Annotated in this window: 9 protein-coding genes; 4 read left to right on the forward strand and 5 right to left on the reverse strand. The window is 65.9% G+C overall.

Features of this window, described 5'->3' with window-relative positions:
• Positions 1-55: 55 nt before the first annotated feature.
• Positions 56-2,275 carry a TonB-dependent receptor gene (locus ACIPRS_RS10590; RefSeq protein ID WP_446538525.1) on the reverse strand — a complete coding sequence of 740 codons (2,220 nt, stop codon included), beginning with the start codon at positions 2,273-2,275 and terminating at the stop codon, positions 56-58.
• 172 nt (positions 2,276-2,447) lie between these two features.
• Here ACIPRS_RS10590 and ACIPRS_RS10595 point away from each other — a divergent pair, with 172 nt between their 5' ends.
• The 3 genes from ACIPRS_RS10595 (at position 2,448) to ACIPRS_RS10605 (ending at position 7,319) form a co-directional block, all read left to right on the forward strand.
• A complete protein-coding gene (locus ACIPRS_RS10595) occupies positions 2,448-3,851 on the forward strand; it encodes a GntP family permease (RefSeq protein WP_446538526.1) in 1,404 nt (467 codons plus the stop codon).
• A gap of 98 nt (positions 3,852-3,949) precedes the next feature.
• A complete protein-coding gene (locus ACIPRS_RS10600) occupies positions 3,950-5,827 on the forward strand; it encodes a DUF1800 domain-containing protein (protein ID WP_446538527.1) in 1,878 nt (625 codons plus the stop codon).
• Between the two features lie 7 nt (positions 5,828-5,834).
• Complete coding sequence (locus tag ACIPRS_RS10605) at positions 5,835-7,319, forward strand: DUF1501 domain-containing protein (RefSeq protein WP_446538528.1); 1,485 nt, start codon at positions 5,835-5,837, stop codon at positions 7,317-7,319.
• Between the two features lie 159 nt (positions 7,320-7,478).
• Here ACIPRS_RS10605 and ACIPRS_RS10610 read toward each other — a convergent pair whose 3' ends face one another.
• Together ACIPRS_RS10610 and ACIPRS_RS10615 are read right to left on the reverse strand one after the other, a co-directional pair.
• Positions 7,479-8,621 (reverse strand): NAD-dependent epimerase/dehydratase family protein, encoded by a 1,143-nt coding sequence (locus ACIPRS_RS10610; protein ID WP_446538529.1) that lies wholly within the window; start codon positions 8,619-8,621, stop codon positions 7,479-7,481.
• A gap of 159 nt (positions 8,622-8,780) precedes the next feature.
• A complete protein-coding gene (locus ACIPRS_RS10615) occupies positions 8,781-10,043 on the reverse strand; it encodes a CynX/NimT family MFS transporter (protein WP_446538530.1) in 1,263 nt (420 codons plus the stop codon).
• A gap of 110 nt (positions 10,044-10,153) precedes the next feature.
• Between ACIPRS_RS10615 and ACIPRS_RS10620 the strand changes: the two genes are divergently transcribed.
• Positions 10,154-11,866, forward strand: coding sequence for a hypothetical protein (locus ACIPRS_RS10620; RefSeq protein WP_446538531.1), 1,713 nt, complete (start codon positions 10,154-10,156; stop codon positions 11,864-11,866).
• A 52-nt stretch (positions 11,867-11,918) separates the two neighbouring features.
• On the opposite strand, the gene pnp is transcribed toward ACIPRS_RS10620, so the two are convergent.
• Together pnp and rpsO are read right to left on the reverse strand one after the other, a co-directional pair.
• Positions 11,919-14,027, reverse strand: coding sequence for a polyribonucleotide nucleotidyltransferase (pnp, locus tag ACIPRS_RS10625; RefSeq protein ID WP_446538532.1), 2,109 nt, complete (start codon positions 14,025-14,027; stop codon positions 11,919-11,921).
• Between the two features lie 183 nt (positions 14,028-14,210).
• A complete protein-coding gene (gene rpsO, locus ACIPRS_RS10630) occupies positions 14,211-14,471 on the reverse strand; it encodes a 30S ribosomal protein S15 (RefSeq protein ID WP_162336597.1) in 261 nt (86 codons plus the stop codon).
• Between the last annotated feature and the right edge of the window lie 110 nt (positions 14,472-14,581).

Consider the following 14,581-nt stretch of genomic DNA (forward strand, 5'->3'; position numbering starts at 1 on the left):
CAACGGCGGGCCTTCGCCCGCCGTTGCCGTTCCCGCATCATCACCGGTGTCGCGCTCAGAAATCGTAGCGCGCGGTCAGGCTGTACTGGCGCGGTGGACCGTAGAAGCCGGTCAGCACGCCGTAGGCCCCGATGTTGTAACCGGTGGTGCGGTATTCCTCATCGGCCAGGTTTGAACCCTGCAGCGACAGGCTCCATGCATCGTTGACCTTCCAGATCACGCCGGCATTGACCAGGCCGTAGCCCTCCTGCTTGATCAGCGGGCTCAGGTCGGTGGTGGGCCAGACTTCCGACTGGTAGGAATAGCCCACGCGCGCCGACAGGTTGCCGCCGTTGGCCAGGTCCGTGCGGTACTCCACGTTGATCGCACCGGAGAACTCGGGCGCGTTGGTGAAGTACTGCGTATCGGCGATATTGACGCCACTGGTGAAGAACTCGTCGTATTCCGCGTCCAGCCAGGCCAGGTTGCCGCTGATCAGCCAGTTCTGCGTGGGCAGGAACTGGTACTCCACTTCCACGCCCTGCACGGTGCCCTTGCCGGCGTTGGTGAAGTCGCCGAAGAAGCTCTGCGACCCGTTCGGCAGCGTGTACGAGGTGAACACCGACAGCTGGATGTCCTCGTACTTGTTGTGGAAGTACGCCAGGTTGAGGAACAGCCGCTGATCCAGCAGCGACATCTTGCTGCCGACCTCGAAGCTGTCCACCTGTTCGTCATCGAACGGCTCGCCCGAACGCGGCACCGACGTGGTGTTGGCGCGGATGTTGTACCCGCCCGACTTGAAGCCGCGCGAGGCCAGGCCGTACACCATGATGTCAGGCGTGATCTGGTAGTCCAGCGAGATCTTCGGCGAGGTGTTCTTGAAGTTGACGGTCTTGTCGAAGTTGGCCGCAGTGCCCCACGAAGTGGCGTAGTCCAGGCCGGTGTAGAACCGGTTCAAGGCCACCGCATGCTTGTCCTCGTCGGTGTAGCGCGCGCCCACGTCCAGCTTCAGGCGGTCGGTCAGGTCGAAGGTCCAGTCCGCGTACAGCGCGATGCTCTTGGTGTTGACCACGCCCTGGGTGTCGCCGAACAGCGGATTGGTCAGGCTGTTCGCCAGTGCCGGGTTCCAGAAGTGGTTCAGCACCTGGCCGCCGGCATCGCCGTTGAACCAGTACAGGCCCATCACGCCGCGGGCACGGCCGCCGCCGTCGTAGTTCGCCTGCAGTTCCTGGCTGACCTGGCTGTCGCTGTAGAACGCACGCACGTCCACCAGCGTCAGCGGCGTGGTGTCGAAGTCGATGTTGGTCTCGGTGTCGGATTCGCGCTTGGCCGCTACGTATTTGAACGCCCAGTCGTCGTTCGGACGCCAGTTGACGGTCGCCGAGGCGCCCTTCATCTCGGTGTCGTTGATGTTCTTCATGCCGCTGCGGATGTCGTAGCGGTCGCTGGTCGGCGGATAGGCCGGGGCCAGCGGATTGGGGGCCAGCATCTTCGCGCCGCGCACGCCGGACTGGTCGTCCATGTAGTCGAAGGCGAACTGCACGTCGAAATCATCCTGCGAGAACGCACCCAGCTGCATGCGGAGCGCGTTGATCTCCTTGTCGCTGACCTCCTGGCCGGTATGGGTGTTCTCGCCGAAGCCATCGCGGTTCATGCTGGCCACCGACACGCGGCCACGCAGGCCGCTGTCCTGGCCGCCGATGGACCCGCCCAGTGCCGCCTTCACGTCCAGCTGGTTGTAGTTGCCCACGGTGACCGAGGCGAAGCCGGTGGTTTCCTCCGGCAGGCCGCGCGAGATGTACTTGATCGCACCGCCGATGGTGTTCTTGCCGTACAGCGTGCCCTGCGGGCCGCGCAGCACTTCGATGCGCTCCACGTCGAACACGTCCAGCAGCGCACCCTGCGGGCGGGCGATGTAGACGTCGTCCAGGTAGATGCCCACGCCCGGGTCCACGCCCCACAGCGGATCGGCCTGGCCAACGCCGCGGATGTAGGCGGTCACTGTGCTGGTGGAACCGCGCGCGGCATAGATGGTCAGGTTCGGCACCTGCGCGTCCAGGTCGCCGATGTCCTTGATCGCCATCTTGTCGAGGGTCTCCGCAGTGAAGGCGGTCACCGCCACCGGCACGTCCTGCAGGGTTTCCTCGCGCTTGCGTGCGGTGACCTTCACCGCATCGAGCGTGGTGGCGGACGTGGCTGGCGTTTTGGCGGCCGTGGTGCCGTCCTGCGCCCACGCCATTGGCGCGGACGACAACAGGACACAACCGATGGCCAGGCTCAGGTGCTTGCGCTTCATGGGTCTCCCCTCCTCCCGGGTATGACATGGCGGCGGACGGATGCCGCCGATTGAAGCGAACACTAGGGGGCGGGCCGCGCGGGCGGCATCGTACCTTCGTACAGTGGGCCGCCCGGCGTGCGGCTGCGGATACTCGCCGCACTTGCAAGCGGCGCTGGCCGAGGAGTTGTGGATGTCGTTCCTGATCGTGCTGGCCGCGCTGTGCTTCCTGATGTTCGTGGCCTATCGCGGCTACAGCGTCATCCTGTTCGCGCCCATCGCGGCGCTGGGCGCGGTGCTGCTGACCGATCCCTCGCTGGTCGCACCGATGTTCACCGGCCTGTTCATGGACAAGATGGTCGGCTTCCTGAAGCTGTACTTCCCGGTGTTCCTGCTGGGCGCGGTGTTCGGCAAGCTGATCGAGATATCGGGTTTCTCCAAGGCGATCGTGCAAGGCACCATCAAGGTGGTCGGCGCGCAGCGCGCGATGCTGTCGATCGTGCTGGTGTGCGCGCTGCTGACCTACGGCGGGGTGTCGCTGTTCGTGGTGGTATTCGCGGTGTATCCGTTCGCAGCGGAACTGTTCCGCCAGAGCAACATCCCCAAGCGGCTGGTGCCGGGCACCATCGCGCTGGGTGCCTTCACCTTCACCATGGATGCGCTGCCCGGCACGCCGCAGATCCAGAACATCATCCCCACCTCGTTCTTCGGCACCACCGCATGGGCCGCACCGGTGCTGGGCATCCTCGGCGGCGTATTCATCCTGACCGTCGGCATGTGCTACCTGGAATGGCGCCGCCGCGTGGCCGCGCGCAACGGAGAGGGCTATGCCGGCAACGACGATCTGCGCAATGAACCGGAACCCTTCAAGGGCGACAGGCTCGCGCATCCGCTCATCGCCATCCTGCCGCTGCTGCTCGTCGGCGTGGCGAACTTCCTGTTCACCCGATGGATCCCCGGCTTCTACGGCGAAAGCCAATCGTTCGTGCCGGCGGTGATCGGCAGCCCGGCACCGGTGGTGCAGGACGTCTCGAAGGTGGCCGCCATCTGGGCCGTACAGGGCGCGCTGCTGATCGGCATCGTGGCCGTGATCGCATTCGCGTGGAAGCCGGTGTTCGCCAGTTTCGCCGAGGGCACGAAGAGCGCCATCGGTGGCGCGCTGCTGGCGTCGATGAACACGGCGTCGGAATACGGCTTCGGCGCCGTCATCGCTGCCCTGCCCGGCTTCCTCGTCGTAGCCAACGCGCTGCAGGCCATCCCCAACCCGCTGGTCAACGAGGCGATCTCGGTGACCGCGCTGGCCGGCATCACCGGCTCGGCGTCCGGCGGCATGAGCATCGCACTGGCCGCGATGGCGGACAGCTTCATCGCCAATGCCAACGCGGCCGGCATCCCGATGGACGTGCTGCACCGCGTGGCCTCGATGGCCTCCGGCGGCATGGACACCCTGCCCCACAATGGTGCCGTCATCACCCTGCTGGCCGTCACCGGCCTCAGCCACCGGCAGTCGTACAAGGACATCTTCGCCATCACCCTGATCAAGACCACCGCCGTGTTCGTGGTGATCGGCGTGTTCTACGCCACGGGTCTGGTCTGACGCCACGCATGGCGTGACCGGCCTGTGCGCACGGTCCCAAACGCCGGGCGGCGCTTGGCCAATACTTCCCGCATTCCGGGGAAGGCAGGGAAATCCGCATGGCGTACTACACCGTCCCGTGGCGTCGGCTGTTCGCGCGTGGCCCGTGGCGACGCAAGGCCGTGGGCACGCGTGCACGCCTCGACGCCCGCGTCCAGGCAAAACCGTACGTCGCAGCGCCCGATCTTGGCGCCCAGGTCCGGGAACGCCTGAACCGCCTGTACGGCTGGAAGGGCGGCGAACGCGCCAGTCGGAAGGACACCACGCCCGCACCGGAGGCGGCAGCCGTCGCCGCACCCGGCGGTGGCCGCGTGATGATGGGGCAATCGAACCCCTCCCTGATGACGATGGCGCGGCCGCCGTTCGCCGTGCAGGCGCTCAACAACCTCAGCTACGGCGCCACCGCCGCCAGCATCGCCGAATTCAACGCGCTGGGCAGTAGCGACCGCCAGCGCCTGGCCAACTACGTGGACTGGCAGCTCAACTGGGACGCCATCGACGACAGCGCCGTCACCAACCGGCTCACCGCCGGCGGCTACATCACCCTCAACAAGTCGCTGACCCAGCTGTGGGCCGACCACGTGGTGACGGACCCCGAGCACAACATCCGCATGCGCCCGGCCAATGAGGTGCAGCGCGCGGCCTTCGTGCGCGCGGTGTACTCGCGCAGGCAGTTGCGTGAAGTGCTGGTCAACTTCTGGCACGACCACTTCAACGTGCTGGGTACCGACTTCAGCGTCGGCCCGGTGTTCGTGCACTACGACCGCGACGTGATCCGCGCCAACGCCAAGGGCAATTTCCGCACGATGCTGGAAGGCGTGGCCCAGAGCACGGCGATGCTCTACTACCTGGACAACATCAGCAATTCGCGTTCGGGCCCGAATGAAAACTTCGCCCGCGAACTGCTGGAACTGCACACCCTGGGCGCTGAGAACTACCTCGGCTTCATGGACCCGTTCCAGGTGCCGCCCTGCCCCGAGGATCCGGCGTATCCCATCGGCTACACCGACATCGACGTGTACGAAACCTCGGCCGCCTTCACCGGCTGGTCGGCGAAGAACGGGCACTGGCAGTTCCCCACCGAGAACGACGGCACCTTCGTCTACCGGCAGTCGTGGCACGACGCCGGACCGAAGTTTCTGCTCGGCATGCTGATCTATCCCGAACAGCCCGCGCTGAAGGATGGCCGCGATGTACTGGACCGCTTGGCCAGCCACCCGCGCGTGGCCAAGTTCATCTGCAAGAAGCTGATCCGCCGCTTCATCAGCGACACGCCGAAGCAGGCGCTGATCGACAGCGCGGCGGCGATCTTCCGTGCGAACTGGCGGGCCCCGAACCAGATCGAACTGGTGTTGCGGCATATCCTGAATTCCGACGACTTCATCAACAGTTTCGGCCAGAAGAACCGGCGCCCGTTCGACTGCGCGGTGGCCGCGATGCGCACGCTGGGAGGCGACTGGACGATCCGGCTGGACCATGGCCGCAGCGGCGACTTCATGTGGCTCTACGGATTCACCGGCCACACGCCGTACAACTGGCCGGCGCCGAACGGCTACCCCGACAGTGGCCTGGCGTGGTCGGGGTCGAACTCGTACGCGATGACGTGGCGCCTGCTGGGCTGGCTGACCGAAAGCAAGGACGGCGAGGTGCCGCTGCACCCGATCGTGGACACCACGCGCGCCAACGTGCCGGTCGCCAACTGGACCGCGAACACACTGGTCACCTGGTGGTGCACGCGCCTGCTGGGCTACCAGCCCGAAGCCGCGCGCAAACAAGCGCTGGTGGCGTTCATGGCGCAGAACGGCGATCCGAACACCTATGTCATCACCGACACCAACACGTGGCAGGGCAGCGACCTGAAGCGGCACTACAACCACGAGCGCCTGCGCAGCCTGGTGGCGCTGATCCTGATGACTCCCGAATTCATGAGCCGCTGAGGCCCCGATGACCGACTTCCGACTGACCCGACGCGAGTTCGTCAAAGGCTGCGGCGCAGCCGCCATCGTCGGCACTGCGGGCGGCAGCCTGATGTTCGCCGATCCCGTCGATGCCGCCGTCAACAGCTACGACACCGTCGTGCATCTGTTCCTGCGGGGCGGCATCGATGGCCTGAACCTGGTCGTGCCGATCGACGGCGTGGACCGCGGCTTCTATGAGGAAGCGCGTCCCAGCCTGAAAATCGAGACCAGTGGTGCCTACGGCGCCTTGCCGCTGACGCTATCCGGCGGTGCCGGCACCGGCTTCGGCCTGCACCCGTCCGCCAGCGGCCTGCGCGACCTGTGGAACGACGGCAGGATGGCCATCGTGCATGCCTGCGGCATGGCGACCACGGTCACCCGCAGCCACTTCGACGCGCAGCTGTACATCGACTTGGGCACGCCCGGGAAGTACGGCTCGCCGACCGGTTGGATGACGCGCGCCTGGGAGACCCGGCCCAACGGCACCGGTACGCTGCCCGCGCTGGGCGTCAGCGGCACGCAACCGGCGGGCCTGATGGGCGCGGTGGATGCGCTGACGATGAGCAGTCCGTCCGACTTCTCGCTCAACACCACCGCATGGAGCTGGCAGCGCACGCGCAGCGATTCGCCCAGCGGCCTGCGCGGCGTCAGCGAAACCGTCGCGTCGCTGTGGAACGGCCAGACCGGCATGGAGACCAGCGGTCGACGCGCGGACGGCGCGCTGCGCCTGATCGGACAACAGGGCTATGCCAGCCTGCCGGCCAGCTGGCCGACCGGCAACTTCGCGCAACAGCTGTGGACCATCGCGCAGACCATCCGCTTCAACCTGGGCCTGCGCTACGCGACGCTGGACCTGGGCGGCTGGGACACGCACGAAGGCCAGGGTACCGCCGGCAGCGGTTACCACTACTACCAGAACAAGATCAACGAACTCTCCGCCGCGCTGGCCGCGTTCTACGCCGAGCTCAACGGCACCGGCGAAATGGCGCGCGTGACGGTAGTGGTGCAGTCCGAGTTCGGCCGCCGCGTGCGCGCCAATGCCAACGGCGGCACGGACCACGGTTACGGCAACCCGATGCTGGTGCTGGGCGGGCCGGTGAACGGGCGCCGCTTCTACGGCAGCTGGCCCGGACTGAATCCGGAAATCCTCTCGCCCACGTTCGGCGACGTGCCCGTGACCACCGACTACCGCCGCGTGATGTCGGAAATCCTCATCCGTCGCATGGGCAACGCCAACCTCAGCCAGGTCTTCCCCGGCTACACCGGCTACGCCCCACTGGGCCTCATGCAGGGCACCGATCTGGCTCCGAAGTCGGAAGGTGCTGCGACCACCGCCACTTCGATCCCGTCGCTGGTGGTGCCGGATACCGTCACTGGCGCACCCACACCGGTAACGGCCGCCGAACGCGCCGTCCCCGACTGGCAACTTCGCGGCCCGGTGGACCGGATGCTGGTGCGACGGGAGCGCTGAGGGCACAGCGCCCGCAGGTGGGGCGTCGGCCCCGATGCTGGCCGGTCTCGAACGGCAGGCACCCGCGCGGCGTGCAAGCGCTCACGTCCGTCCGCAGCGTCGGCCTGCGGTGACGGGTCGGTCGGGGCTGAAGCCCCTCCTACAGGGACAGCGGCGCGCTCAGCCGTTGCGCGCGTGCCACGCCTTCAGCAACTCGGCTTCCTTGTCGCGGGTGAGGCCGGCATTGAGCTTGGCCTGGCGCTCGGCCGGCAGGCCGCGGAACCAGGCCAGCAGGTCGGCAACGGTCGTTGCGAGCGGGCGGAAGGTCAGGCCCGCCGCGATCGCGCGCGCATTGCTGACCGCGCCGTAGCCGCCGTAGTGCGGGTGGCTCGGCGACACCCAGATCGGCAGGCCGACCTGCTGCTGCTCGAGGAACCCGGGCGTCACGTGGGTCAGCGTCATGCCGCCGCCGGTCACGGCCTGGCAGCCATGCAGCATGGCATCCATGCCGAGCGTGTAATCCGGGCCGCAGGCGTTGAAGGTGCCGATGGTCTTCGCTTCGGCCAGGCGGATCATCCATTCGCCAAGGTCGCGGCCGTCGATGATCTGGACGGGATCGTTGCCCTGGCCGGGCACCAGTATTTCGCCGCCCTGCGCCACCCGGTGCGGCCAGTAGGTGAAACGATCGGTTTCGTCGCGCGGACCGACGATGTAACCCGGGCGCACGATGGTGACGTTCCTGCCGAACTGCTTGCGGGCTTCGGCTTCGCTCAATGCCTTCAATGAGCCATAGAGGTTCTCGATGTCGGCACGCAGGGTCTCCTGGGTTTCAGCCATCGCATCCTTGCCCTTGTAGACGGCGAGCGGCGAATCCTCGTTGATGCCCGGCTTGCCGCCATCGGCGTATACCGAAATGGTGGAGATGAAGAGGTAGTGCCCCACGTTGCCTTTCAGCACCTGGCCGGCATCGCGCACCCAGAACGGCAGGCTGGTGGGGTTGTCGATGCAGACGTCCCACGTGCGCCCTTTCAGTGCGGCCAGGTCGCCGGTATTGCGATCGCCGTGCAGTTGTTCGACGGCGGCGGGCCATTCCGGCGACGGCCGCTTCCCGCGGTTGAACAGGGTGACCTTGTGCCCGCGCTTGAGCGCGTAGTCGACCTGGAACGGACCCGTGAAGCCGGTGCCGCCGAGGATCAGGATGTTCAGCGGCTTGGCCGCCTTCCCCACCGGCTTGCCCTCGCTGGCAGCGGAGGCGAAGGACGGCAGCGCGGCCGCGGCGGCGGCCAGCGCGCCCAGCTTGAACAGGTCACGACGGGTGGTCATGCGGATGCTCCCCAGCAACGGTCAGGAAAGCGACTAGATAGCACTGCCGCGGCCCGCAAACCCCTGCCGGAAGTCGTTGTGACTTCCTGTAAGCCGTCGACATGGGCGAGACGATGGTGTCGGCGAGCGCCCGGAATTCGGCGCACATCATCCTGCCCACTAGTGCCAAGTATCTTCCAGATAGCGCGGCCGGCAGGCCAGGTAGCCGCCGACCAACAGCACGCCGACGCAGGCGGCGAGGAACGCCATCGGCCATGACCAGCCGAGCGTGTATTCGTGCAGCAGTCCGAAGGCGAGCGGTCCCGCGCAGGACAACGTGTAACCCACCCCCTGCATGAAACCGGACAACGCCGCCGACCCCTCTGGCGTGCGCGTGCGCAGGTTGATCATCGTCAACGACAGCGGGAACGTACTGGGCCCCAGGCCAAGCAACGCCACCCATAGGGCAGGTGCGGCCATCGGTGCGAGCAGCAGGCCGGTGAACGCCGCCGCGTAGAAGCCCGCGCAGACCACGACCACGATGAAGGGATTGCGCATGCGTACCGCGATCAGCGGCATGGTGAGCGAGGCCGCCAGCCCCAGCGTGGAGAACAGTGCGACCATCGTGCCGCCCAGCGCGGGCGTACCCCCGGCTTCGACCAGCAGCTTCGGCAACCAGGTGAACATCGAGTACGTCACCAAAGAGGTCATGCCGAACATCAGCGCCATGCCCCACGCCACCGGCGAGCGCCATGCGCGACCCTGCGGTCGCGGCGCGGCCAGCTCGGGCGCTTCGTCGTCGACGGTGACGGCAGCATCGTGCGTGCGCGCCAAAGGCGAGGCCTTGCTGCGTTCCTGCCACAGCACCAGGCACCACGGTACCGCCGATGCGGCCGCAAACACGGCCCACAGGCCCAGCGAGATGCGCCAGCCGGCGGCTTCCATTACCGGCACCGCGATCAGCGCGGGCAGGATGGTGCCCGCCTGCAGCACGGTGATGTAGAGCGTGCTGACAGTACCCACGCGATCGGCGAAATAGCGCTTCACCAGCGGCGGCAGCACGATGTTGCCGATGCCCATGCCCGCCAGCGCGGTGAGCGAGGCCGCCACCAGCGCCGTCGTGTCGCCCGCCGCACTGCGCAGCAGCAGGCCGAGCATGGCGAGCAGCATGGCGAGCAACGCCGTCCGCTCCAGGCCGATGCGGTGCGCCAGTGCCGGCGTCGCCACACCGAACAGCGCGAATGCGGCCGTCGGCAGCATGCCGAATACGCCTGTCATGGTGGCGCCGAAGCCGAACGTATCGCCCAATGTATCGAGCAGCGGTGTGAGCGAGGTCACCGCGGTGCGCAGGTTGAATGCGGACAGCACGATGCCGAGCAGCACCAGGCCGCGGCCAGACCAGAGGGAAGCCGGTGCGGCGGCGCGTGTATTCGTCGAATCCATGGCAGCCATTATCGGTGATGGCATGCGACAGGACGTCGCAACCGCGGGGACGGTGTGTCCCGATCACGGCCAGCCGGTATGCTGGCAGCGGTCTACATGCGAGGGGTTGCATGACAACGTCAGCCAGAATCCTGGTGGTGTCCCTGCTTGCACTGGCCGTGGCTGGATGCGGCAGCGAGAGTCCAGCGAGGGCCTGCCGTACGGCGGCGCAATGCCTTGACGACTGGCGCCAGCACTACAACAACCCGGCGCTTGAATGGCTGCAAGCCAACCCGGCCCCCTCCCGCAGGCTGGCGATCAAACTTTTGTTGAGCTCACGCCATCAGGACAGGGATCTCGGGGTGTGGCTGGTGAACCTGGCGGGTCTTGATGACGACGCTGGCATCCATCGCGTGGTCGCATCGAGCCTGGAACTAGGTCCAGAGGCTGCAGCAATCTACAAGACGCCACTGGAACTGCGTCCATCACTTGAGAGAACGATGCAGCTGCTGATGCAGGCACCGCGACGGAGCAAGGTCTACGCCGGACTTGCCAGCAAGTTCGGCATGGATGCGGTCCTGGCCGTCGAACAGCAACTACGTTGCCGTCCCGCATGCGAACGCCTTGACCCCGCACAGGCGTCGGCGATCCTTTCGTCCGTACGCTCGAGGGGCACCAGAGATCTTCCTCTCGGCGACCCCGGGCGCGACGGCGCCGAACAACGCGTGATTGCCCCCTTCATCGCACTCGCCGAAGATGAGCAAGCTTCAGACATGGCACGCATGGAAGCGGCGTTGCTGGTTGCACGACAGACTTGGGATCCCCGCACCTTCACGGCGTCGCCTTCCCTGTCCGCGTTTCTGCGCAACCACCTCGCCACTGCCAACATAGGCATGCGCAGGGATGCCGCGCTGTCCATCCTGTCGTTGGTCAAGCCTCTCACCGATGACGATTGGGAACACATTGCCGGCGTACTGGACGAGCAAGCACTCTCCTTGGACGTCCTGCCCCTCAATCTAGTCCACGATAGCCCGCCGGATGGTGCGTTCGAGACACTTCTTTTGAGGCGACTCGGCGGCAAGGACACGCGTGAAGCTTCAATCGCCCTGCGGCTGCTTTCCGATTTTGAATCACGTGCGATTACAACGCACGACGCGATCTGGCCACTTCTCTCGAATGCTGATCCCGAGCTGGCGGAACTCGCGGCGAGAGTTCTCTTCCGTTCCGGTAGGCCTGCAGCCAGCCTCGAAAAGGCACTTGCATCGCACTGGTTTCCCGCGACCCTCCAAATGTTCGGGGGTAGCGCGCCTTGGAGGGAACGCCAACGGAATGCCCGCAATTCAACCTGCCTCGTCAAGGCTCAGCGCATGAGCGAGGTTACGGTCAATGACACCTCGAATGGCAGGCATCGGCGCAAGGCATCGCGTCGACTGCAGACCGACGTGAGTCATGCCGTCGAACACGACGGCACGCTCGTGGCCGCTATCTCTCATGGGGAGTTCGGTGGCTATCTCGCGGTGCTGCGTGATGGCCAATCTGCAGAGATCCTCGGGCACGAACCTTTCGGGCCCCTGCTGCATCTGGGTGACAATCGTTTCCTGGTGACCTCCGGCGTCGCCCACATGGGCAGTCTTGCAGGCGACGTTTACGAGCTGCAAGTCGGGCCCCTGTCATCCACGTTGACGCATCGACTGGGGGGACTGTCGATGCCGCTGGCGATTGAAAGGCGGAACAAGCGCATCCTGTTGTCCACTTATGCGTTTGGTGTGATCGATCTTACGAATTTGTCCGCACCCCGGTGGCTCGGCTGCCAGCGTCCTCCCGTTGGTGCCCTCTGGAAATAGAAAAAGCGGGCCGAAGCCCGCTTTTCCGTATCGCGTCGCGATGTCGTGCGGCTTACTCGGCCGACACGCCCTCGCCTTCTTCCACGGCCTTGATCGACAGGCGGATGCGGCCCTGCTTGTCGACTTCCAGCACCTTGACCTTCACCACGTCGCCTTCCTTCAGCGCGTCGCTGACCTTCTCGACGCGGTCGTTGGAGATCTGCGACACGTGCACCAGGCCGTCCTTGCCCGGCAGGATGGTGACGAACGCACCGAAGTCCATGATCTTGGCGACTTTGCCTTCGTAGATGCGGCCCGGCTCGACGTCGGAGGTGATCTGCTCGATGCGGGCCTTGGCGGCCTGGCCGGCGGCGCCGTTCACCGAGGCGATGGTGATGGTGCCGTCGTCCTGGATGTCGATCTGCGTGCCGGTTTCCTTGGTGATGGCCTGGATCACCGAGCCGCCCTTGCCGATCACTTCGCGGATCTTGTCGGGGTGGATCTTGATGGTGATCAGGCGCGGCGCGAACTCGCTCAGCTCCTGGCGCGGCGAGGTCATCGCATGGGCCATTTCGCCCAGGATGTGCAACCGGCCGGCCTTCGCCTGCGTCAGCGCCTGCTTCATGATCTCTTCGGTGATGCCTTCGATCTTGATGTCCATCTGCAGCGCGGACACGCCGTTGGCGGTACCGGCGACCTTGAAGTCCATGTCGCCCAGGTGATCTTCGTCACCCAGGATGTCGCTCAGCACGACGAAGTCGTTGCCTTCCTTCACCAGGCCCATCGCGATGCCGGCCACCGGCGCCTTGATCGGCACGCCGGCATCCATCAGCGCCAGCGAGCTGCCGCAGACCGAAGCCATCGAGGAGGAACCGTTCGACTCGGTGATTTCCGAGACCACGCGGATGGTGTACGGGAAAGCTTCCATCGTCGGCATGACGGCGAGCACGCCGCGCTTGGCGAGGCGGCCGTGGCCGATTTCGCGACGCTTCGGGCCCATCATGCGGCCGGCTTCGCCCACCGAGAACGGGGGGAAGTTGTAGTGGAACAGGAAGTGGTCCTTCCACTCGCCGCCGACGGCGTCGATCACCTGGCCATCGCGCGCGGTGCCGAGGGTGACGGCGACGATCGCCTGCGTCTCACCACGGGTGAACAGCGAAGAGCCGTGCACGCGCGGCAGCACGCTGACCTTGGAGGAGATCGGGCGGACGGTATCCAGCGCACGGCCGTCGATGCGGACCTTGGTGGCCAGCACGGAACCGCGCATGGTCTGGTACTCGAGCTCGCCGAATTCCTTCGACAGCGCGCCGGCGCTCCAGCCATCGGCTTCGGCACGGCCGGCCAGCTGCTGCAGCACGTCCTTCTTGATGGCGGCGATGGCGTCGCGGCGCTGCAGCTTGTCGCGCACCTGGAAGGCGGACTCGAGCTGGGTGCCCACGGCTTCCTTCAGCGCGGAGATCATCGCCTCGTTCTTGGCCGGCGCAGACCAGTCCCAGTTCTTGGTACCGGCTTCGGTGACCAGCTCGTTGATGATGTTGATGACCTTCTGCATTTCGCGATGGCCGAACATCACGGCGCCCAGCATCACGTCTTCGGACAGCTCGGCGGCTTCGGATTCCACCATCAGCACGGCGTTGGACGTACCGGCGACGACGAGCTCCAGCTTGGAGTCCTTCAGTTCGCTGACGGTCGGATTCAACACGTATTCGCCGTTGACGTAGCCGACCTTGGCGGCACCGATCGGGCCGTTGAACGGCGCGCCGGTCAGGGCGACGGCGGCGGAAGCACCGATCAGGGCCGGGATGTCGCCGTCGATTTCCGGGTTCAGCGACATCACCGTGGCGATGACCTGCACTTCATTGCGGAACTCTTCCGGGAACAGCGGGCGCAGCGGGCGGTCGATCAGGCGGGAGATCAGGGTCTCCTTCTCGGTCGCGCGACCTTCGCGCTTGAAGAAGCCGCCCGGGATGCGGCCACCGGCGTAGAACTTCTCCTGGTAGTCGACCGTCAGCGGGAAGAAGTCCTGCCCTTCGCGGGCCGACTTCGCCGCCACGGCGGTGACCAGCAGTACGGTGTCATCGAACTTGACGATGACGGCACCGCCCGCCTGGCGGGCGATTTCGCCGGTTTCCAGGGTGACCTGGTGCTTGCCGTACTGGAAGGTTTTGGTGATTTTTGCCACGTTGGTTCCTTGAGGTGCCTTGTGCGGGTTGGACCTCACGCGACCCTTGTCGCGTGCGGCTGGCCGGATGCGTCCGGCCGGTGGTGCTGTGCGGGGCGGGCCCGGTGCGGCCAGCGGATGCAGCGCATTCCGTTCCCTGAAATGCAAACCGCGGCGCATCTCTGCGCCGCGGTGGGGGGTATATCAGCGACGCAGACCCAACTTCTCGATCAAGGTCTTGTAGCGCTCGTTGTCTTTCTTCTTGAGGTAGTCAAGCAGGCTGCGACGGCGGTTGACCAGCTGCAGCAGACCACGGCGGCTGTGGTGGTCCTTCTTGTGGGTCTTGAAGTGGCCGCTCAGGTGCTCGATGCGGGCGGTCAGCAGGGCGACCTGGACTTCCGGGGAACCGGTGTCGTTGGCGCCGCGGGCGTTGTCGGCAATCACTTTCTGGGTATCGACGGACATGGTTTCTCTCTGTTGATGCGTGGCCTGCAGGAACGCGGGTGTCCTCCGCGCGCACCGCCTGGCTCGCCGTTGATGAAGCTGGGGAAATAAGGAAATGCCGGCGCGAAACC

The sequence above is a fragment of the Pseudoxanthomonas sp. LARHCG66 genome, assembly GCF_052871755.1.